Source organism: Phenylobacterium sp. LjRoot219 (assembly GCF_964252995.1).
Taxonomy (GTDB): Bacteria; Pseudomonadota; Alphaproteobacteria; order Caulobacterales; family Caulobacteraceae; genus Phenylobacterium.
Window position 1 is genome coordinate 1,509,352 of record NZ_CAXUQI020000001.1, and the last position, 19,084, is coordinate 1,528,435.

The window sequence follows — 19,084 nt, forward strand, 5'->3', positions numbered from 1 at the left end:
TCCCGACCAACATCTATTCGGCGATCCTTCCGAACGCCGTGGTCGGCGGCGAGCTGACCTACGCGCCGAAGAACAAGCTTACGCTGACGACGACCTATCAGGCGCCGCTGGACGAGCGCTTCGGCGACCTGTCGTTGAGCGCAACCTACACCCACGTCGACAAGCAGATCGCCAACGCCAACTCGCCCCTGGGGATCTTGCCAGCCACCGACCTGCTGAACCTGAACCTCAACTGGAACGATATGTTCGGCCGGCCGATCGATCTGGGCCTGTTCGTGACCAATGTGACCAAGGAGAAGTACCCCGTCGCGATCGGCGGGACCTGGGCTTCGGCGGGCTTCGAGTCGCTCATTTTAGGCGAGCCGCGCATGTATGGCGCCCGTCTGCGGGTCCGCTTCGGGACCTGACCTCCGGCCGGCGTCGCTGCGCCGTATAGCTTCAGTCCTCGTCCTCCTCGCGGAACGTCCTCAGCAGGGTCAGCCCCGCGATGGTCGTCGCGCCGTTCTGCTTCAACACAGTGCGCACTTCGCCGTCGCCGGACTTTCGGATCGCCTCGGCCAACCGCTCGGAGTGGGTGACCAGCCAGACCTGGGTGCGGTCCGCCGCGTTGCGGACCATTTCCGCCAGCGGCTCCATCAGGTCGGGGGGCAGGCTGGACTCCGGCTCGTTGAGCGCGATGAACGGCGGCAGGCGGCAGGCGGTAGGCCATCAGCGCGCCGGCCAGCCCCAGGAAGCGCAAGGTGCCGTCGGAGAACTCGGCGGACTGAACGTCCGCTGCGGGAACTCCGGGGAGCTCATCGAGAACTCCGCCGACCGCCCAGGCTTGTCTATGTTCAACGCCGCGCCTGGGAAGGCGCGGTCGACCATTTCGACGAGGTCGGCGGTGTCCTGGCGGATGTGCGCCAGGGTGGCGAAGACCGCCGCCAGGTTTGAGCCATCAGACGCCAGCGTCGGGGGGGGCGCCGACGCAGGGTCTGCGGAGCGGTGAGTCCGTGTCGGTCCTGAGGCCATGGTAGAGGCGCCACTCCAGCAGGGTGCGCCGGACAAGATCCAGCGTTGGATAGCGCGAAGGATCCTCCAGTCGACCGAGCGCGGTCTCCGAGTCGAGAAGATCAATGTCGATCTCGACGCGGCGGCCGTCCTCGTCGCGCGCCATCACGCGGACCCCTTCGCGCTCCATCAGCCGCACCGAGCGGCGACCGTCGATGAAGGTCAGAGTCTCGGATTTGATCTCGGGCGCGAGCGGGAAGGGTGCGCCCAGCGGAGGCGGGTTCGGCGGGAAGCCGACCTCGACCTCATATCGGTAAGCGGCGTCCAGCCGCTTCGGTTCGGCGAAGCTGGCGGCCAGCTTGATCAGCCGCGGGCCCCTTCTTGCGCGGCCCCGCCCAAATCGCCAGGTCCAGTCCCTCGCGCGCCAGCTCGTCGCCCAAGGTGTTGGCCGCCGCCGCCTGGAGCAGCTCGAGCCCGCGGTAGAGAGTGGACTTGCCGACGCCGTTGGCGTCCACGAACACGTCGAGGCGCGACATCGGGTAATGGATCCGCTGCAGCGAGCGGTAGCCCGCGGCGGAGAATTCGCGAACTGGCAGAACCATGGTCGCGCTTTGGCGTGTGAACGAAAGTGGAACAACGGGGCGCATTCGCGCCCCGTTGTTCGGCCGGGCCTTACGCCTCTTCGGCTTCCGCCTTCTTGGCGGTCTTCTTCGCCGCCGGCTTCTTGGCCGGAGCTTTTTTGGCGGTCGTCTTCTTGGCGGCGCCGCCCTCGGCCTTGGCCTTGGTCGCGCGGGCCGGCTTCTTCTTCGCCCCGCCACCCTTGGCTTCGCGCTCGGCGATCAGCGTCACCGCCTCTTCGAGCGTCAGCGCCTGCGGGTCGGAGCCGCGCGGGACGTTGGCGTTGGTCGCGCCGTGCTTGATGTAGGGGCCGTAGCGGCCCGACAGCACGCGGATGGGCTGGCCGTCGACCGGGTGGTTCCCCAGCTCCTTCAGCGCCGCCGCCTCGCCGCGCCGGCCCGCGCCGCCGGCCCGCTTCTCGGCGAGCAGGGCGACGGCCCGGTTGAGGCCGACCTCGAACACCTCGTCGACCGACGGCAGGTTGGCGTAGGTGCCGCTGTGCTGGACGAACGGGCCGTAGCGGCCGATGCCGGCCAGGATCGGCTGGCTGTCCTCGGGATGCAGCCCGACCTCCCGGGGGAGACGCAGCAGCCGCAGGCCCTTTTCCAGGTCCATCGCCGCGGCCGACCAGCCCTTGGGCAGGCTGGAGCGCTTGGGCTTCTCGCCCTCGCCGAGCTGCACGTAGGGGCCGAAGCGGCCGGCCTTGAGGTAGACGGTGTCGCCGCTCTCGGGATCGGTCCCGAGCTCGCGGTCGCCGTTCTCGCCGCCGTTCTCGCCCTCGGCCTGGCCGATCGGGCGGGTGTAGCGGCACTCCGGATAGTTGGAGCAGCCGACGAACGGGCCGAAACGGCTGGTCTTCAGGCTGAGCTGGCCGGCGCCGCAGGTCGGGCAGACGCGCGGATCGGCGCCGTCGGCCTTCGGCGGATAGAGGAAGGGCGCCAGCGCGCTGTCGAGGTTGTCCAGCACCTCGCGGGTGCGCAGGTTGCCGATTTCCTGGGTCTTGGCGTGGAAGTCGGTCCAGAACTCGCGCAGCAGCACCTTCCAGTCGAGCTCGCCGGCCGAGACCAGGTCGAGCTTCTCCTCGAGGTCGGCGGTGAAGTCGTACTCGACGTACTTGCGGAAGAACTCCTCGAGGAAGACCGTGACCAGGCGGCCCTTGTCCTCGGGGATGAAGCGGTTCTTCTCCATCCGCACATAGGCGCGGTCGCGCAGCACCGAGAGCACCGAGGCGTAGGTCGAGGGCCGGCCGATGCCGAGCTCCTCCATCTTTTTCACCAGGCTGGCTTCCGAGTAGCGCGGCGGCGGCTCGGTGAAGTGCTGGTCGGCGCGGGCGTCGGCGACCTTGGCGTCGGCGCCTTCCTTCACCTGCGGCAGGCGGCCGCCTTCCTCGTCGGCGTCGTCGTCGCGGCCCTCCTCGTAGACCGCCAGATAGCCGTCGAACAGCACCACCTGGCCGGTGGCGCGCAGGCCGGTCTTTCCGTCGGCGCTGTCGAGATCGATGGTGGTCCGTTCGATCCGGGCGGACTCCATCTGCGAGGCGATCATCCGCTTCCAGATCAGCTCGTAGAGCCGGCCGAGGTCGCCGTCGAGGCGCAGCTTTCCGGGATTGCGCGCCAGGCTGGTCGGGCGGATCGCCTCGTGGGCCTCCTGGGCGTTCTTCGCCTTGGTGGAGTAGATCCGCGCCTTCTCCGGCACGTATTCGCGGCCGTAGATCCCGCCGATCACCTGGCGGGCCTCGTCCAGCGCCTCAGGCGCGGTCTGCACGCCGTCGGTCCGCATATAGGTGATCAGGCCGACGGTCTCGCCGCCGATGTCGATGCCCTCGTACAGCTTCTGCGCCGCCTGCATGGTGCGCTTGGCGTCGAAGCCGAGCTTTCGGGAGGCTTCCTGCTGCAGGGTCGAGGTGGTGAAGGGCGGGGGCGGCGAGCGCTTGCCCGGCTTCTTCTCGACCGCATGGATCTTGAAGCTCGCGGCCTTGACCGCGTCGCGCGCGGCGAAGGCCGAGGTTTCGTTCGGCAGATCGAACTTGGTGAGCTTCTTGCCCTCGTGCTTGACGAGGCGGGTCAGGAACGGATCGCCGCCGGCGGAGACGTTCGCCTCGACGGTCCAGTATTCCTGGGTCTTGAAGCGCTCGATCTCGATCTCGCGATCGACGACCAGCCGCAAGGCCACCGACTGCACGCGGCCGGCCGAGCGGGCGCCCGGCAGCTTGCGCCACAGCACCGGCGAGAGGGTGAAGCCGACCAGATAGTCCAGCGCGCGGCGCGCCAGGTAGGCGTCGACCAACTCCATGTCGAGATCGCGCGGGTGCCGCATCGCCTCGGTCACGGCGGACTTGGTGATGGCGTTGAAGACCACCCGCTGGACCTTGGCGTCCTTCAGCGCGCGCTTCTTCTGCAGCACCTCCAGCACGTGCCAGGAGATGGCCTCGCCCTCGCGATCCGGGTCGGTGGCGAGGATGATGGTGTCCGCGCCCTTGGCCGCGTCGGCGATCTCCGCCAGCCGCTTGGCGGCCTTGGCGTCGACGTCCCAGGACATGGCGAAGTCCTCGTCCGGCCGCACCGAGCCGTCCTTGGCCGGCAGATCGCGCACGTGGCCGTAAGAGGCCAGCACCTTGTAGCCCGAGCCCAGGTACTTGTTGATGGTCTTGGCCTTGGCGGGGCTCTCGACGACGACGACGTTCATCTATTCTCTGTCGTTCCGCGGGCGGGTCGCCCGGCTCTGAGTGGCGGGAAGGTGGGGGTGGCGCCTCGCCCATGTCAACGGGCCTGCGCAGCGCAATTGTGAGAGCCCCTTAAGGGGCTCATTGGTTGGACACCAGCCCTCCCGGCAAGAGCTCGGCACGTCCGGCGAGGGATAATTCCACCAGAGCGGCATAGACGGCCGGTCCCGGCGCGGCCGCGGCGCGGACGATTTCGTCGCGCGAAACCGGGGTCGGCGAGAGCAGGGCGGCGACCTTTTCGATCAGGTCGGCGTCGGGTTCCGCCGGCGGGCCGAGCGCGGTCCGGCGCTCGCGCTCGCGCAGGCCGCCGAGGCCTTCCAACGCCCGCAGCACGTCGTCGACGCCCTCGCAGATCGCCGCGCCCTGGCGGATCAGGTCGTTGGTGCCCCGCGACCGCGGGTCGAGCGGCGAGCCCGGCACCGCCAGCACCTCGCGGCCCTGTTCGGCGGCCAGCCGCGCGGTGATCAGCGAGCCTGAGCGCAGCTCGGCCTCGACCACCACCACGGCGCGCGACAGGCCGGAGATGATCCGGTTGCGCCGCGGGAAGTCGCGGGCGGTCGCGGTCTTGCCGGGCGGGCTCTCGGAGACGATGCAGCCGCCCTCGACCATGCGGGCGTAGAGGCCGGCGTGGTCCGGCGGATAGACGTCGTCGACGCCGCCGCCCAGCACCGCCACCGTGCCGGTGGCCAGGGCGCCGTCGTGCGCCGCGCCGTCGACGCCGCGGGCCATGCCGGAGACCACCACCAGGCCGGCGCGGCCGAGCTCGGCGGCGAGCCCGCGGGCGAAGCGCTGGCCGGCGGCCGAGGCCACCCGGGCCGACCACGGCGACCGACGGGCGGTCGAGCAGCTCCGGCCGGCCGCGCGCCCAGATCAGCGGCGGCGGCGGATCCAGCGCGGCCAGCGCCTGGGGGAAGTCGGGTTCGCAGGCGGCGATCAGCCGCGCGCCGAGCGCCTCGCCGCCGGCCAGCTCCTGGTCGATCTCGGCGGCGCTGGGCAGCCGCAGGGCGCGCCCGCCGCGGCGCGCGAGCTCAGGGATCGCCTCCAGCGCCTCGGCCGCCGAGCCGAAGCGGTCGACCAGTTGCTCGAAGGCGACCGGCCCGACGTTCTCGGTCCGCGCCAGCGTCAGCCAGTCGCGCCGCTGGCGCGCGTCGAGCTTGTGGGTCACGCGCCTGAGGATCCCTTCTTGCCGCCGATCCGCGGTTCCTCGCCCTTCAACAGGCGGCCGATGTTGGCGGCGTGGCGGATGTAGATCAGCACCGCCATGAAGGCGGCCAGGGCGGCGATCACCGGGCGGCCCAGCAGCAGGGCGTAGAGCGGGGCGAGCAGGGCGGCGACCAGCGCGGCCAGCGAGGAGATGCGGAACAGGAAGGCGGCGACGAGCCAGGTCGCCGCGGCCGCCAGCCCGACCGGCCAGGCCGCGGCCAGCAGGGTGCCGAAGAAGGTCGCCACCCCCTTGCCGCCCTTGAAGCCCAGCCAGACCGGGAACAGGTGGCCGAGGAAGGCCGCGCCGCCGGCCAGGGCGGTGAGCACCGCCTGGGTCTCGAGGCTGGCGTGGCGGGTGGCGAGCCAGGCGATCAGCACCGCCAGCGCGCCCTTGCCGCCGTCGCAGAGCAGGGTGGCGAACGCCAGGCCCTTGCGGCCGCTGCGCAGCACGTTGGTCGCGCCGATGTTGCCCGAGCCGATGGCGCGCGGATCGCCCGCGCCGGCCGCGCGCATGATGATCACCCCGAAGGGGATCGACCCCAGCAGGTAGCCGCCGCCGACGGCGGCGCCGATCAGGACCGGATTGATGTCGACAGCCATGGCGCTTTCCCCCGTTCAGCGCCCTTGGTTAGCCTGCGCCGCCCCGAGCGTCACCTAGAGCGCCGCGCCGTCGAACGGCTCGATCGGTACCGAGGCGAGGTCGAAGCCCTCCAGGCAGCGGGCGTTGACCGCCACCGTGCCGGGCCCCTGCACGAACGGCGCGACGCCGCAGGTCTGGCAGAACCGGTGGTCGAGCAGGTGCTTGTTGAACTTGAACGAGCCCAGCGCGGCCTCGCCGCGTTCGAGCTTGAAGTCCTGCTCCGGCACGAACCAGTGGAGGTAGCCCTTCGGCCGGCAGATGGAGCAGTTGCACTCCATCAGCTTCTGCGGGTCGCCCGCAGCCTCGAAGGCCACCGCGCCGCACTTGCAACCGCCTCGCCAGGTCATTCAGGCCTCCTGCACGCTCAGGGCTATGGCAGACGCCGAACGCCCCCTCAGTCGGCTTCGCCGACAGCTCCCCCGCTAAAGCGGTGGAGCATCTCGGCGCCCAGATCCTCCACCGCGCAGCGGGGGAGGTGGATCGCGCCGCAGGCGCGAGACGGAGGGGGCGTTTGGCGCCAGCGCCAATCGCGTTCCGAGCCTAAGCCGCAGGTGCGCTGGCCGCAAGAACGAAAGCGGAACGTCTAGGCCCGGTACACCGTCCGGCCGTCGACCAGGGTGTGCAGCACCTTGCCCTGCAGACGGCGGCCGTCGAACGGCGAGTTCTTCGACTTGGACAGCAGCTTGTCGGCGTCGATCACCAGCGGCGCGTTCAGGTCGCAGAGCACCAGGTCGGCGGGGGCGGCCTTGGCCAGGCGGCCGGCCGGCAAGCCGAGCAGTTCGGCCGGGGCGTAGGTCACCGTGCGGATCAGGTCGAGCAGCGGGATGCGGCCCTCGTGGTGGAAGGCGAGCAGGGCCGGCAGCAGGGTCTGCAGGCCGATCGCGCCCGGCGCCGCCTCGTTGTAGGGCAGGCGCTTGTCCTCGGCCGGGGCCGGCGCGTGGGCCGAGACGACGACGCCGATCTGGCCGGAGGCCACCGCGTCGATCAACGCCTGCCGGTCGTCCTCGGCGCGCAGCGGCGGGTCGAGCTTGCAGAAGGTGCGGTAGTCGCCGATGTCCACCTCGTTGAACGACAGGTGATTGATCGAGGTGGTGGCGACCACCGGAAGGCCCTTGTCCTGGGCCCGCTTCAGGCTCTCCAGCGCCGCGGCGGTGGTGATCTGGTCGACGATCAGCCGTGCGCCGGTCACCTCGACCAGCGCCAGGTCGCGCTCCAGCATGATCTTCTCGGCGATCGCCGGCACGCTGGGCAGGCCCATGCGCCCGGCGAACTCGCCGGAGGTCGCCGCCGCGCCGGCGGACAGCCACGGGTCGGCCGGCCGGTGGGCGACCAGCACGCCGAACGCCTTGGCGTAGGCCAGCACCCGCTGCAGCACCTTGGAGTTGGTGATCGGCCGGTCGGCGTCTGTGATGTAGACGCAGCCGGCGTCATGCATCAGGCCGATCTCGGCCATCCGCTCGCCCAAGGCGCCCTTGGTCGCCGCGCCGGCCGGATAGACGTGGACCAGCTCGATGTCGCGTGCCCGCCGCAGGATGAAGTCGACCACCGCCGGGTCGTCGGCGACCGGGTTGGTGTCGGGCTGGACGACGATCGAGGTGACGCCGCCCGCCGCGGCCGCGAGGCCGGCGGATTTCAGCGTCTCCTTGGGCTCGGCGCCCGGCTCGCCGGTCTTCACCCGGATGTCGACCAGGCCGGGCAGCAGCGCCTTGCCGCCGGCGTCGATCAGCTCGAAGTCGGCCGACAGCGCGCCGGGGTCGGCGCCCTTCACCACGTCGGCGATCACGCCGTCGGTGACGATGACCGCGCCGGGGCCGTCATAGCCGCTGGCGGGGTCGAGCAGGCGGGCGCCTAGGAATGCGGTGGGGCGGGTCGCCATCAGTTGTTGTCCAGCCGGGCGGCGAGGGAGGCCAGCACCGCCATGCGCGCGGCGACGCCCATTTCGACCTGATCCTGGATCAGGCTGACCGCGAGGTCGTCGGCGACGTCGGAGTCGATCTCGACGCCGCGGTTCATCGGGCCCGGGTGCATGACGCGGACGTGCGGCGCGGCGTGGGCCAGCTTTTCGCGGTCCAGCCCGTAGAAGCGGAAATACTCGCGCTGCGAGGGTGCCATCACCCCGTCCATGCGCTCGAGCTGCAGCCGCAGCATCATCACCACGTCGCAGCCGGCGACGCCCTTGCGCATGTCGTGGAACACCTCGACGCCCCAGCGCTCGGCCTGGGCCGGCATCAGGGTCGGCGGGCCGACCAGGCGCACGTGCGCGCCGAGCATCTGCAGCAGGCCGACGTTGGAGCGCGCCACCCGGCTGTGCAGCACGTCGCCGCAGATCGCCACCTTCAGGCCGGCGATGTAGCCGAAGGCCCGGCGCATCGACAGCGCGTCGAGCAACGCCTGGGTCGGGTGTTCGTGCTGGCCGTCACCGGCGTTGATCACCGAGCAGGTGACCTTCTGCGACAGCAGCGCGGCCGCGCCGGAAGAGGCGTGGCGCACCACCAGGAGGTCCGGCTGCATGGCGTTCAGCGTCACCGCCGTGTCGATCAGCGTCTCGCCCTTGGAGATCGACGACGAGCGCGGGCTCATGTTGACCACGTCCGCGCCCAGCCGCTTGCCGGCCAGCTCGAACGAGCTCTGGGTCCGCGTCGAGTTCTCGAAGAACAGGTTCATCAGCGTGCGACCCTTGAGCAGGTCGAGCTTCTTCGATTTCTGGCGGTTGAGGGCGACAAAGCCGTCGGCGAGGTCGAGGAGGTTGGCCACCTCCACCTCGTTCAAATCCAATACGGAAATGAAGTGACGCTTGGGGAAGGGGAAGGTCCTGCCAAGGACCTCGTTCAGGCCGGGCGCCGATGTGCTCATTAAAGCCGCCTATTAGGCTAGCCCGCCCCACTCGCCAAGCCCGGACCGCGCCCCTCTCAGGTGGCCTCGATCGGGCCGCGAGGTACGATGGCCTCGAATCAACTGGGGGGCTGTATGCGGCGAGCTATTTCTGGCGCGGTGGCGGCGGTTCTTATGTCTGCGGCGCTACCAGCACCGGCTTCTGCGGGAATCTACACCGACGACATGTCGCGATGCCTGGTCCGAGCGACGACCCGCCAGGATCAAGAAGCCTTCATGCGTTGGATCTTTTCGGTCTTCTCCGCCAGCCCGGTGGTCGGAAGCTATTCGAATGTGTCGGCCCAGCAGCGGGATGCCGCGAACCAGCAGACTGCAGAGCTGATGCAGCGGCTGCTGCTCGTCGACTGCAAAGGGCAGACGATCGAGGCGCTCAAATATGAGGGCGCCTCCGCCATCGAGACGAGCTTCGGAGTTCTGGGGCAGGTGGCGGTGCGCGGCCTGATGGGCGACGCTAGCGTGATGAAAGAAATGGAGGGCTTCGGCGCGAAGTTCGACGAAAAGAAGATGTCGAAGCTGTTCGAGGAGGCGGGCCTGAAATCCGAAGCGGCCTCAGCCTCCGGCGCGCACTAAAGCCCCCGCAGCCGCTCCAGCACGCCCTGCAGGATCCAGGCGGCGGCGGCCTTGTCGACCACCTCGGCGCGGCGGGCGCGGGTGACATCCATCTCCTCGATCAGCATGCGGTTGACCGCCATGGTCGACATCCGCTCGTCCCAGAAGACGATCGGCAGGTCGCGCAGCCGCAGCAGGTTGCGGGCGAAGGCGCGATTCGACTGGCAGCGGGTCCCTTCGGTACCGTCCATGTTGACCGGCAGGCCGATGACGATCGCCACCGCGCCACGGCTCTCCATCAGCTTGAACAGCCGCTTGGCGTCGTCGGTGAACTTGGTCTTGCGGATCGTCTCCATCGGGCTGGCCACCGTGCGGGTGGTGTCGGAGACGGCGACGCCGATGGTGCGCTCGCCGAGGTCCAGCCCGACGACGGGGGCGTAGGCGGGGAGGGCGGCGGAAAATTCACTGAGATCGAGGACGGCCATGGGCGCCTCTTAGCACGGTCGCGAGCGGACGGAGCGGGCGCGGCGCGCGGCCCTGTCGTTCTTTGCAGAACAGCTGGAAGAACTTCGTTATTGGTTTGCGCCAGGACCGCCGTTAGAGAGCGGCCAAGCTTGCTTGGGAGGCCTCAGATGTCGGACGCCAGCATCGCGTGGCCGAAGAAGACCCGCGACCTTCACAACCACCACATGGACTCCACGATCTGGGATCGCTTCGCCTTCCGCGACGACGACGTGATCGTGGCCACCTACGCCAAGTCCGGGACCACATGGACCCAGCACATCGTCGGCCAGCTGATTTTCCAGGGCGACCCGGACGTGGAGATCGCCAAGATCTCGCCCTGGCTCGACCTGCGGATCATGCCGCCGGACACCATGGAGCGGCTGGAGGCCCAGCAGCACCGGCGGGTGATCAAGACCCACCTGCCGCTTGACGCGCTGACCTTCTCGCCGAAGGCCAAGTACGTCTACATCGGCCGCGACGGGCGCGACGTGGTGTGGAGCTTCTACAACCACCACGCCAGCGCCAACCAGCTCTGGTACGACCTGCTGAACGACACGCCAGGCCGCGTCGGGCCGCCGATCGACAAGCCCGATCCCGACATCCGCCGCTACTTCCAGACCTGGCTGGAGCAGGACGGGTTTCCGATTTGGCGGTTCTGGGAGAACATCGCCACCTGGTGGGCGGCCCGCGACGTGCCCAATGTCCGGCTGATCCATTTCAACGACCTGAAGCGCGATCTGGAGGGCGAGATGCGCAAGCTCGCCGCCTTCCTGGAGTGCGACGTCCCCGAGGACCGCTGGCCGACGCTGGTCGAGCACTGCGGCTTCGACTGGATGAAGGCGCACGCGGAGAACGTCAGCCCGCTGTCGGGGGCGATCTTCGAGGGCGGCGCCCAGTGCTTCATCCACAAGGGCGTCAACGGCCGCTGGCGCGACGTGCTGAGCGCCGACGACATCGCCGCCTACGAGCGCCGCGCTGCGGCGGAACTCGGGCCCGCCTGCGCGGCCTGGCTGGCGGAAGGGCAGGCGGCCCAGGCGGAGCCGGCGTAGCACCTCAAGATCCTCCCCTCAGGGGGAGGTGGCCCGGAGGGCCGGAGGGGGTTTCAGCCGCGGAGTCCGCGGACTTCAACCCCCTCACCCGCTTCGCGGGAGCTCCCCCTGAGGGGGAGCATCTTCAATGCCCTCGCCGCGGCGCTTGCTAGTCGCCCCGCCCGCGGCTAACCCACCCGCGAAACTATGGAGGGGATGGCATGTCCATCGATGCGGCGACTGTTCGCAAGGTCGCCAGGCTCGCGCGGATCGCCGAACCGGAAGACCGGCTCGAGCCGCTGGCCAGGGAACTGTCCGGGATCCTCGACTGGATCGAGCAGCTGAACGAGGTTGACACCGACGGCGTCGAGCCGATGACCTCGGCCGTGCACACGCCGCTGCCGATGCGCGAGGACGTGGTCACCGACGGCGGCGATCCCGCCAAGGTGCTCGGCAATGCGCCGAAGACCGTGAACAACTTCTTCGTCGTCCCGAAGGTGGTGGAATAGATGTCCGAGCTCACCTCGCTGACGCTGAAGGCGGCCCTCGACGGGCTCGCCGCCAAGTCCTTCTCCTCGACCGAGCTGACCCAGGCCCACGTGACCGCGGTGGAAGCCGCCCGCGCGCTCAACGCCTATGTCGTCGAGACGCCGGAGAAGGCGCTCGAGATGGCCAAGGCCTCCGACGCACGCCGCGCCCGCGGCGAGGCCGGGCCGCTGGACGGCGCGCCGCTGGGCATCAAGGACCTGTTCTGCACCGAGGGCGTGTCCTCGACCGCGGCGTCCAAGATCCTCGGCAACTTCCGGCCGACCTATGAGTCGACCGTCACCGCCAACCTGTGGCGCGACGGCGGGGTGATGCTGGGCAAGCTCAACATGGACGAGTTCGCCATGGGCTCGTCGAACGAGACCTCGGCCTACGGTCCGGTGATCAACCCGTGGCGCCGCGCGGGCTCCAACGCCGACCTGACTCCGGGCGGCTCGTCGGGCGGCTCGGCCGCGGCGGTCGCCGCCGGCCTCTGCCTGGGCGCCACCGCCACCGACACCGGCGGCTCGATCCGCCAGCCGGCGGCCTTCACCGGCACCGTCGGCATCAAGCCGACCTACGGCCGCTGCTCGCGCTGGGGCGTGGTCGCCTTCGCCTCCTCGCTGGACCAGGCCGGGCCGATGGCCCGCACGGTCGAGGACACGGCGATCCTGCTGAAGTCGATGGCCGGCCACGACCCGAAGGACTCCACCAGCCTGCCGATCGAGGTTCCGGACTTCCCGACCTTCGTCGGCAAGTCGGTGAAGGGCCTGCGGATCGGCGTGCCGAAGGAATACCGGGTCGACGGCATGCCGGGCGAGATCGAGGCGCTCTGGCAAAAGGGCATCGACTGGCTGAAGGAGGCGGGCTGCGAGATCGTCGAGGTTTCGTTGCCGCACACCAAGTACGCCCTGCCGGCCTACTACATCATCGCCCCGGCCGAGGCCTCGTCGAACCTCGCCCGCTATGACGGCATGCGCTACGGCCTGCGCGTCGACGGCGCGAACCTGACCGAGACCTACGAGAACACCCGCGCCGAAGGCTTCGGGACCGAGGTGAAGCGGCGGATCCTGGTCGGCACCTACGTGCTCTCGGCCGGCTATTACGACGCCTACTACCTGAAGGCGCTGAAGGTCCGCCGGCGCATCGCCGACGACTTCGACCAGGCGTTCGAGAAGGTCGACGCGCTGCTGACGCCGACCGCGCCGTCGGCCGCCTTCCAGCTCGGCGAGAACGCCGACGATCCGGTGGCGATGTACTTGAACGACATCTTCACCGTGACGACCAACCTGGCCGGCCTGCCGGGGATGAGCCTGCCGGCGGGGCTGGACGCCGCCGGCCTGCCGCTCGGCCTGCAACTGATCGGTCGCCCTCTCGACGAGGGCACCCTATTTTCTCTAGGCGGCGCGATCGAAAAGGCGGCGGATTTCCGCGGCCGGCCGCAGAAGTGGTGGTAAGCCGATGAGCGAAACGGCTGAGAAATCCAAGGTGATCAAGGGCCGCACGGGCGATTGGGAAATCGTCCTCGGGCTGGAGATCCACGCCCAGGTGGCCTCGAACGCCAAGCTGTTCTCCGGCGCGGCGGTGGGCTTCGGCGCGGGCCCGAACGAGCAGGTCGCCCTGGTCGACGCGGCGATGCCGGGCATGCTGCCGGTGATCAACAAGCGCTGCGTCGAGCAGGCGGTGAAGACCGGGCTGGGCCTGAAGGCGCAGATCAACCTGTGGTCCCGCTTCGACCGGAAGAACTACTTCTATCCGGACCTGCCGCAGGGCTATCAGATCAGCCAGTTCAAGGACCCGATCGTCGGCGAGGGCGAGGTGCTGGTCGAACGCGACGACGGCACGACCTTCGTCGTGCGCATCGAGCGGCTGCACCTGGAGCAGGACGCCGGCAAGAGCCTGCACGACCAGGATCCGAACGCCACCTACATCGACCTGAACCGGTCCGGCACGGCGCTGATGGAGATCGTCTCGAAGCCCGACATGCGCTCGTCGGAAGAGGCCGCGGCCTATGTGAAGAAGTTGCGGACGATCCTCGTTTACCTCGGCACCTGCGACGGCGACATGGAGAAGGGCAACCTGCGCGCCGACGTCAACGTCTCGGTCTGCCGCCCTGGCGACTATGAGAAGTTCCGCGAGACCGGCAGCTTCAGCCACCTTGGCACGCGCTGCGAGATCAAGAACGTCAACTCGTACCGCTACATCCAGCAGGCGATCGAGTACGAGGCGCGCCGGCAGATCGAGATCCTCGAGGACGGCGGCAAGATCGACCAGGAGACCCGCCTGTTCGACCCGAACAGGGGCGAGACCCGCTCGATGCGGTCGAAGGAAGAGGCGCACGACTACCGCTACTTCCCCGATCCGGACCTGCTGCCGCTGGAGCTCGATCCGGCCTGGGTCAAGGCGATCGAAGCCGGTCTGCCGGAGCTGCCGGATGCCAAGAAGGCGCGGCTGCAGTCGCAGTACGGCCTGTCGGCCTATGACGCCGGCGTGCTGATCACCGAGCAAGCGCGGGCGGACTTCTACGAGGCCGCCGCCAAGGGCCGTGACGCCAAGCTGACGGCGAACTGGGTCACCAACGACCTGGCCGCCAAGCTGACCGCCGCCAACCTGGACATCACAGAGAGCCCGTTCGGGCCGAGCGTGATCGCCGAGCTGGTGCAGTTGATCGAAGAGGGCGTGATCTCCTCGAAGATCGCCAAGGACGTCTTCGAGCGCATGTGGGCGGGCGAGGGCGGTCCGAGCGAGATCGTCGAGAAGCAGGGCCTGAAGCAGGTCTCCGACACCGGCGCGCTGGAGAAGATCATCGACGACCTGATCGCGGCGAACCCGGGTCAGGCCTCGGCTGTGAAGGAAAAGCCCCAGGCGCTCGGCTGGTTCGTCGGCCAGGTGATGAAGGCCACCCAGGGCAAGGCCAACCCGGGGGTCATCAACCAGCTGCTGAAGAGCAAGCTGGGCCTGGAGTAGGCAAAACCCACGTCATGGCCCGGCTCGTCCGGGCCACCCAGCCCAAGTCGCCTGCGGGGTGCTCGGGGACGCTCGTCAGGCATCCGCCCCACCCGCTCGTCCCCGCGAAAGCGGGGATCCAGGCGTTTTTGTTGTTCAGTGCTGGGGCCGTGGCCTCGGCCTAAAAAAACTGGGTCCCCGCTTTCGCGGGGATGACCGGGTGTTTTGCCGGCTAGTCCCCGATCACGTCGAAGATTTGCCCGGTCGAGCGCGACACCAGGGCGTAGCGGTTGCCCATGCGCACCCAGCCGTAGCCCGGCGGCGGCGGGCGCAGCCGGTGGCGGCCGTAGTCGGACACCTCGCGGTCGCGGTACTCCGGCGGGACCTGGCCGCCGCGGCGCACGCCGTAACCCTGCGGCGGCTGGCGGCGCGCATAGCCGGGCGGGGTGTAGGCGTCGCGCCCGCCGCCGTCCCAGCGGCGCTCGTCGCGACCGTCGCGGTCTCGGCGATAGTCGCCGCGATCATCGCGATCCCCGCGGTCGCGGCGCTGGTCGCCCCGGTCGCTGCGCTCGTGACGGTCCCCGCGATCGCCGCGATCCCCGCGATCTCCGCGCCACTCGCGCTCGCCGCGGGGCGGGCGCTCGCTGCGTTCGCCGCGTCCGCGGTCCTGCCCGTGGCCGCCACGGCCCTTGTCGCCGGCCAGCGCCTCGCCGCTCGCAAACAGCGAGCTGGCCAGGACGGCGGCGACGGCGATGCGGAACAGGCGCTTCATTTACCCCGACTTACCCCAGATTGCGGGCCTTCGATGGCGCCCAAGATGGTCCCGGTCGCGTGAACTGAGGCTGAACGCTGCGCGCACGCAAGAGCTGCCCGAATAAAGCTCAGCCGGAACGGTTGCCGTGCGCCCCTTGCGCGCCATCTAACACCTGTCGTCGACAGCACGAGGAATGACGGGCATGGCCCAGCCGATCGAGTTGCACTACTGGCCCACGCCGAACGGGCACAAGGTCACCATCGCCCTCGAGGAGATGGGGCTGCCCTACGAGATCCGGCCGGTGAACATCGGCGCGGGCGAGCAGTTCCGCCCCGAATTCCTGGCGATCAGCCCGAACAACCGCATGCCGGCGATCGTCGATCCCGACGGCCCGGACGGCCAGCCGATCTCAGTGTTCGAATCCGGGGCCATCCTGCAGTACCTCGGCCGCAAGAGCGGCCAGTTCTACGGCGCGGACGCGCGCGAGCGGGTGGCGGTCGAGGAATGGCTGTTCTGGCAGGTGGCGGGCCTCGGGCCGATGGCCGGCCAGGCGCACCACTTCCGCGGCTATGCCCCGACGATGACCGCCGACCAGCGGCAGGTGGCCTACGGCGCCCATCGCTACACCAACGAGGTGCACCGCCTGTACGGCGTGCTGGACCGCCGGCTGACGGGCCGCGACTTCGTCGCCGGGGCCCTGTCGATCGCCGACATGGCGATCTGGCCGTGGATCTCCTCCTGGCCCGGCCAGGGAATCGTCCTCGAGGAGTTCGCGCACGTGAAGGCCTGGTGGGAGCGCATCGAGGCGCGCCCGGCGGTGCAGCGGGCGATGGCCCACGCCGAAACGGTGCGCACCCTGAACCTAGCCACACCCGGAAAGGAAGCCGACGCCCAGCGCCGGGTGCTCTTCAACCAGCGCTGAGCCGGCGGACAAGATCTCGCGCCAGCAGGCGGGCCGTTTGCTTGCGCGGTGATTCATGATGAAGCGCAGACATCTGCGCTTTAACCATGTGTTCAGGTGGGATCGGCTTTCCTGCAGGCCTGAAGACGGGTGTCGACAGCTCCAGAACGGAGCCTCACCCGTCGCCACAGGGATCAAGGATCATGTTGCCCCGCCTGGAAGTCGCCAACGAAGGCCTGCCGCTTCCCACCTCCCACGCTTCGGGTGACGAGCTGTTCCGCCTCGGCCTGCTCTATTCGACGGGGCAGGGCGGCGCGCCGCTGGACTATGTCTCGGCGCACATGCTGTTCAACCTGGCCGCCATGCGCGGCTCGCTCGAAGCCAAGGTCTACCGCAAGGAGCTGGCCGGCGAGATGTGCTCCGACGAAGTCGCCGAAGCGCAGCGTCAGGCCCGCGAGTGGCTGTCGCACGGCTGACGGCTTGAGCCTCGAAGCTGGGCCCAGCCGAACGGTCGTCCCCAGCTTCGCGGATTTTCCCGCAAACGACCCGTTGCCCGCGGGCGCGCGGTTCGGCTATGAGGGGCGTCCCTCGACGCCCGACCCGGGCGACGAGCTGGCCGGGGCAAGCCACCTCGGTCGGAAGTGCTGGTGACGTGGCCGAGTGGCTGAAGGCAACGGTTTGCTAAATCGTCATACTCGAAAGGGTATCGAGGGTTCGAATCCCTCCGTCACCGCCATTTTTCTTCGATTTTGTTGGCTTTTTTAAAGGTGGGTGCTCTTGCCCACCAACTAGACCGCCAACCGAGGTACGCTGCGCTTCCCGTGGGCCTTGCCCCCTGCCGAAAGGCGACCTGACGGGTCTGGTGCGGGCGAGCGGCTGGCGCGGGCGGTGAGGCGCAATATCCGCCAGAACCTAGTGTTCGCCTTCTCTACAACGTGGCGGGCGTGCCGGTTGCGGCGGGGGGCCTCTATCCCGCCTTGAAGCTCGTATTGTCGCCCCAGATCGCGGCGGCGGCGATGGCGCTCTCGTCTTTCAGTGTGATTGCCGACGCCCTGCGCTTTCGCGCCGTCAAGCTCTGAACCGAGCCCCACGCTACGCGGCAACTCCAGACCCTGAGCGCTGGTTGACCTATGTCATGGGGCATGCGGCCCGGACAGGCGAGAATGGCGAGGTTGCATACACGGGAGGCTCCAATGCCGGACGCTTCTGCATCTCACTTGAGCGCTCTGCGGTGTGCACTAACAGGCGCCGCAGTCCTCGCGGTCCTTTACGCGGTCTGCTGGGCCGCCGCCGCTGCCGGATTTACCGGTGGCTCCCACATGTACATCTCAATCTTCACCCTGGCTCCAGTCGCCTCCCTGGCGGCGCTTGGCATCGGCCTTTGCTGGTCGGTCGCGTTCGGCGCAGTCACGGGCGCGCTTATCGCCGCCACCTACAACGTCTTCAGCTTCGCGGAACATCGCGGGACCAGCAACCAACGGAGCCTTCGCGCATGAACGCCATATTCGCAACTGCAACGCTCGTTGCCGCGCTCGCGACCGCCTCCGCGTGGGCTGCTCAACCTGCCTCGCCCCCCGTGGGCGCAGGAGGTCAATCGGCGCATGCGCATTCGATGGAAGGGATGGACGAGAAGTCGATGCACGAGATGTGCAAGTCGGTCATGGGCAAGGACATGAGTAACAAGTCCGTCCACGAACACAGCCGCGACAAAAGCGGCGTGGCCATGTGGCCGAACGGCAAGCCCCTGACCAAGGAAGAAATGGCCGAGATGCACAAGAAGTGCTCAGCCATGATGAGCACAGGTACGGGAACAAAGGCTCCGTAAGCCAGCCGGCTGATGGCCAGAAGGCGGTCCCGAACCCGCTGCGGTCGCCGAAAGGCCGGAAAGGCGTCGAAGGGCTAGCCTCGCCCACGGTCGGCGACAGCGTGCGACGGCGCATCACGCCCCGGCGGGAGTCAACTAGGCCGGCGTCACTGCTCCGCCGGTCCGCCAGTTCTGCTCCCTCTACCAAGCGCCCCACCCCAAACGCCTAGGATCAAACTTCGCTGTTCCTGCGGGTCTTGCCCGATAGCCGCGAGGACGGCGGCGTTGTTGTTCTCGGGGAAATCTTGGGAGCTGGGACGATGAAACACGTCATGTTGCTCGCGGCTGCGGCCGCGCTGTCGCTCGCCGCCTGCGAGAAGAAGGCGGCGACCCCAGAGGCTGCCGCGCCGGAAACCGCGGCCGCCCCGGAAGTCGTCGCGCCCGGCAACGCCGCCGCGCCGGTGAACGCCGCCCCAGCCGCGGCCGCCGGCCCCATCGAGCCGACCCCCGCCGCGGCCACCACCCCCAACAGCACTGAGGCGCTGATCACCGGGGTCACGCTCACGGACCTGTATCAGGTCCAGGCCGGCAAGATCGCCGAGGAAAAGGGCCAGTCACCGGCGGTGAAGGAGTTCGGCAAGTCGATGGTCACCGACCACCCGGCGATGACCAATCAGATGAAGCACCTGTTCGTGGCCACCAAGGTGAAGCCGCCGACCGAGCTCGGCGCACGCGGCAAGGGCATGATCGCCGCCCTGAATGCGGCCAGCCCCGCGGACTTCGACAAGCTCTACCTCCAACAGCAGCAGGCCGCCCAGCAGGCGGAGCTCGACCTGCTGAAGGGCTACGCCGAGGGCGGCGAAAGCGCGGATATCAAGCCCGCGGCTGCGAAGGCGGTCCCCAGGGTCCAGGCCCACCTCGACAAGGTCCACGAGTTGCAGGTCGCGATGAAATAGCGCGTGGCCCTCGGGCGGTGGACGAGCCGTCCGCCGCCCGGGGATTTTCCGC

21 protein-coding genes, 1 tRNA gene and 2 pseudogenes are annotated in these 19,084 nt (G+C 69.0%); 13 read left to right on the forward strand and 11 right to left on the reverse strand.

Features of this window, described 5'->3' with window-relative positions; genetic code table 11:
- Positions 1-38: 38 nt before the first annotated feature.
- Positions 39-407 (forward strand): hypothetical protein, encoded by a 369-nt coding sequence (locus ACSQ14_RS07450; protein ID WP_436011239.1) that lies wholly within the window; start codon positions 39-41, stop codon positions 405-407.
- A 31-nt stretch (positions 408-438) separates the two neighbouring features.
- Here ACSQ14_RS07450 and ACSQ14_RS07455 read toward each other — a convergent pair whose 3' ends face one another.
- The 9 genes and pseudogenes from ACSQ14_RS07455 to ACSQ14_RS07495 form a co-directional block, all read right to left on the reverse strand.
- A complete protein-coding gene (locus ACSQ14_RS07455) occupies positions 439-690 on the reverse strand; it encodes an AAA family ATPase (protein ID WP_436015381.1) in 252 nt (83 codons plus the stop codon).
- A gap of 247 nt (positions 691-937) precedes the next feature.
- On the reverse strand, positions 938-1,180 hold the full coding sequence (locus ACSQ14_RS07460) for a hypothetical protein (protein ID WP_436011241.1): 243 nt from the start codon (positions 1,178-1,180) through the stop codon (positions 938-940).
- A gap of 115 nt (positions 1,181-1,295) precedes the next feature.
- On the reverse strand, positions 1,296-1,637 hold the full coding sequence (locus ACSQ14_RS07465; protein ID WP_436011243.1) for a hypothetical protein: 342 nt from the start codon (positions 1,635-1,637) through the stop codon (positions 1,296-1,298).
- Positions 1,638-1,662: 25 nt separating this feature from the next.
- Positions 1,663-4,293, reverse strand: a complete 2,631-nt coding sequence (gene topA / locus ACSQ14_RS07470; RefSeq protein ID WP_436011245.1) for a type I DNA topoisomerase — start codon at positions 4,291-4,293, stop codon at positions 1,663-1,665.
- Between the two features lie 118 nt (positions 4,294-4,411).
- A pseudogene (gene dprA / locus ACSQ14_RS07475) lies at positions 4,412-5,495 on the reverse strand (DNA-processing protein DprA).
- Positions 5,492-6,133 (reverse strand): glycerol-3-phosphate 1-O-acyltransferase PlsY, encoded by a 642-nt coding sequence (gene plsY, locus ACSQ14_RS07480; protein WP_436011247.1) that lies wholly within the window; start codon positions 6,131-6,133, stop codon positions 5,492-5,494. The pseudogene dprA and the gene plsY overlap by 4 nt, the downstream one beginning before the upstream one ends.
- Before the next feature lie 54 nt (positions 6,134-6,187).
- Positions 6,188-6,520, reverse strand: coding sequence for a GFA family protein (locus ACSQ14_RS07485; protein WP_436011249.1), 333 nt, complete (start codon positions 6,518-6,520; stop codon positions 6,188-6,190).
- Between the two features lie 236 nt (positions 6,521-6,756).
- A complete protein-coding gene (pyrC, locus tag ACSQ14_RS07490) occupies positions 6,757-8,049 on the reverse strand; it encodes a dihydroorotase (RefSeq protein ID WP_436011251.1) in 1,293 nt (430 codons plus the stop codon).
- Positions 8,049-9,026, reverse strand: coding sequence for an aspartate carbamoyltransferase catalytic subunit (locus ACSQ14_RS07495; protein WP_436011253.1), 978 nt, complete (start codon positions 9,024-9,026; stop codon positions 8,049-8,051). The genes pyrC and ACSQ14_RS07495 overlap by 1 nt, the downstream gene beginning before the upstream one ends.
- Positions 9,027-9,113: 87 nt before the next feature.
- Between ACSQ14_RS07495 and ACSQ14_RS07500 the strand changes: the two genes are divergently transcribed.
- Complete coding sequence (locus ACSQ14_RS07500) at positions 9,114-9,635, forward strand: hypothetical protein (RefSeq protein WP_436011255.1); 522 nt, start codon at positions 9,114-9,116, stop codon at positions 9,633-9,635.
- Here ACSQ14_RS07500 and ruvX read toward each other — a convergent pair.
- Positions 9,632-10,099: a Holliday junction resolvase RuvX gene (gene ruvX / locus ACSQ14_RS07505; RefSeq protein ID WP_436011257.1), complete on the reverse strand. Its 468-nt coding sequence runs from the start codon at positions 10,097-10,099 to the stop codon at positions 9,632-9,634. The genes ACSQ14_RS07500 and ruvX overlap by 4 nt on opposite strands.
- 147 nt (positions 10,100-10,246) lie before the next feature.
- Between ruvX and ACSQ14_RS07510 the strand changes: the two genes are divergently transcribed.
- The 4 genes from ACSQ14_RS07510 (at position 10,247) to gatB (ending at position 14,638) form a co-directional block, all read left to right on the forward strand.
- Positions 10,247-11,167, forward strand: coding sequence for a sulfotransferase domain-containing protein (locus ACSQ14_RS07510; protein ID WP_436011259.1), 921 nt, complete (start codon positions 10,247-10,249; stop codon positions 11,165-11,167).
- Positions 11,168-11,367: 200 nt separating this feature from the next.
- Positions 11,368-11,655 carry an Asp-tRNA(Asn)/Glu-tRNA(Gln) amidotransferase subunit GatC gene (gene gatC, locus ACSQ14_RS07515; RefSeq protein WP_436011261.1) on the forward strand — a complete coding sequence of 96 codons (288 nt, stop codon included), beginning with the start codon at positions 11,368-11,370 and terminating at the stop codon, positions 11,653-11,655.
- Positions 11,656-13,128, forward strand: coding sequence for an Asp-tRNA(Asn)/Glu-tRNA(Gln) amidotransferase subunit GatA (gene gatA, locus ACSQ14_RS07520; protein ID WP_436011263.1), 1,473 nt, complete (start codon positions 11,656-11,658; stop codon positions 13,126-13,128). It begins immediately after the preceding gene.
- A gap of 4 nt (positions 13,129-13,132) precedes the next feature.
- The gene (gene gatB / locus ACSQ14_RS07525; RefSeq protein ID WP_436011265.1) at positions 13,133-14,638 is read left to right on the forward strand and encodes an Asp-tRNA(Asn)/Glu-tRNA(Gln) amidotransferase subunit GatB; all 1,506 of its coding nucleotides are present in this window, start codon (positions 13,133-13,135) and stop codon (positions 14,636-14,638) included.
- Positions 14,639-14,849: 211 nt separating this feature from the next.
- Here the strand turns inward: gatB and ACSQ14_RS07530 are convergent, their stop codons facing one another.
- Complete coding sequence (locus ACSQ14_RS07530) at positions 14,850-15,389, reverse strand: RcnB family protein (RefSeq protein WP_436011267.1); 540 nt, start codon at positions 15,387-15,389, stop codon at positions 14,850-14,852.
- A 184-nt stretch (positions 15,390-15,573) separates the two neighbouring features.
- On the opposite strand from ACSQ14_RS07530, the gene ACSQ14_RS07535 reads away from it, so the two are divergent.
- The 7 genes and pseudogenes from ACSQ14_RS07535 (at position 15,574) to ACSQ14_RS07565 (ending at position 19,032) form a co-directional block, all read left to right on the forward strand.
- Entirely contained in the window at positions 15,574-16,293 is a 720-nt protein-coding gene (locus ACSQ14_RS07535) for a glutathione S-transferase N-terminal domain-containing protein (protein WP_436011269.1), read from the forward strand.
- Between the two features lie 182 nt (positions 16,294-16,475).
- Positions 16,476-16,748 (forward strand): sel1 repeat family protein, encoded by a 273-nt coding sequence (locus ACSQ14_RS07540; RefSeq protein ID WP_436011271.1) that lies wholly within the window; start codon positions 16,476-16,478, stop codon positions 16,746-16,748.
- A 170-nt stretch (positions 16,749-16,918) separates the two neighbouring features.
- Positions 16,919-17,008, forward strand: a tRNA-Ser gene (locus ACSQ14_RS07545).
- 99 nt (positions 17,009-17,107) lie between these two features.
- Positions 17,108-17,351 (forward strand): annotated as a pseudogene (locus ACSQ14_RS07550) (haloacid dehalogenase); the annotation flags it as partial.
- A gap of 114 nt (positions 17,352-17,465) precedes the next feature.
- Positions 17,466-17,768, forward strand: coding sequence for a hypothetical protein (locus ACSQ14_RS07555; protein WP_436011273.1), 303 nt, complete (start codon positions 17,466-17,468; stop codon positions 17,766-17,768).
- Complete coding sequence (locus ACSQ14_RS07560) at positions 17,765-18,097, forward strand: hypothetical protein (protein WP_436011275.1); 333 nt, start codon at positions 17,765-17,767, stop codon at positions 18,095-18,097. Before ACSQ14_RS07555 ends, ACSQ14_RS07560 begins: the two co-directional genes overlap by 4 nt.
- Before the next feature lie 299 nt (positions 18,098-18,396).
- Entirely contained in the window at positions 18,397-19,032 is a 636-nt protein-coding gene (locus ACSQ14_RS07565; RefSeq protein WP_436011277.1) for a DUF4142 domain-containing protein, read from the forward strand.
- Positions 19,033-19,084: the final 52 nt, after the last annotated feature.

Coding starts and splice junctions, on each gene's coding strand:
- ACSQ14_RS07535 (WP_436011269.1), top strand. CDS start 15,574: ATGGCCCAGCCGATCGAGTTGCACTACTGGCCCACGCCGAACGGGCAC.
- ACSQ14_RS07495 (WP_436011253.1), bottom strand. CDS start 9,026: ATGAGCACATCGGCGCCCGGCCTGAACGAGGTCCTTGGCAGGACCTTC.
- ACSQ14_RS07500 (WP_436011255.1), top strand. CDS start 9,114: ATGGCCTCGAATCAACTGGGGGGCTGTATGCGGCGAGCTATTTCTGGC.
- gatC (WP_436011261.1), top strand. CDS start 11,368: ATGTCCATCGATGCGGCGACTGTTCGCAAGGTCGCCAGGCTCGCGCGG.
- ACSQ14_RS07555 (WP_436011273.1), top strand. CDS start 17,466: ATGCCGGACGCTTCTGCATCTCACTTGAGCGCTCTGCGGTGTGCACTA.
- ACSQ14_RS07510 (WP_436011259.1), top strand. CDS start 10,247: ATGTCGGACGCCAGCATCGCGTGGCCGAAGAAGACCCGCGACCTTCAC.
- ACSQ14_RS07560 (WP_436011275.1), top strand. CDS start 17,765: ATGAACGCCATATTCGCAACTGCAACGCTCGTTGCCGCGCTCGCGACC.
- ACSQ14_RS07565 (WP_436011277.1), top strand. CDS start 18,397: ATGAAACACGTCATGTTGCTCGCGGCTGCGGCCGCGCTGTCGCTCGCC.
- gatA (WP_436011263.1), top strand. CDS start 11,656: ATGTCCGAGCTCACCTCGCTGACGCTGAAGGCGGCCCTCGACGGGCTC.
- plsY (WP_436011247.1), bottom strand. CDS start 6,133: ATGGCTGTCGACATCAATCCGGTCCTGATCGGCGCCGCCGTCGGCGGC.
- ruvX (WP_436011257.1), bottom strand. CDS start 10,099: ATGGCCGTCCTCGATCTCAGTGAATTTTCCGCCGCCCTCCCCGCCTAC.
- ACSQ14_RS07540 (WP_436011271.1), top strand. CDS start 16,476: ATGTTGCCCCGCCTGGAAGTCGCCAACGAAGGCCTGCCGCTTCCCACC.
- gatB (WP_436011265.1), top strand. CDS start 13,133: ATGAGCGAAACGGCTGAGAAATCCAAGGTGATCAAGGGCCGCACGGGC.
- topA (WP_436011245.1), bottom strand. CDS start 4,293: ATGAACGTCGTCGTCGTCGAGAGCCCCGCCAAGGCCAAGACCATCAAC.
- pyrC (WP_436011251.1), bottom strand. CDS start 8,049: ATGGCGACCCGCCCCACCGCATTCCTAGGCGCCCGCCTGCTCGACCCC.
- ACSQ14_RS07485 (WP_436011249.1), bottom strand. CDS start 6,520: ATGACCTGGCGAGGCGGTTGCAAGTGCGGCGCGGTGGCCTTCGAGGCT.
- ACSQ14_RS07530 (WP_436011267.1), bottom strand. CDS start 15,389: ATGAAGCGCCTGTTCCGCATCGCCGTCGCCGCCGTCCTGGCCAGCTCG.
- ACSQ14_RS07460 (WP_436011241.1), bottom strand. CDS start 1,180: ATGGAGCGCGAAGGGGTCCGCGTGATGGCGCGCGACGAGGACGGCCGC.
- ACSQ14_RS07465 (WP_436011243.1), bottom strand. CDS start 1,637: ATGCGCCCCGTTGTTCCACTTTCGTTCACACGCCAAAGCGCGACCATG.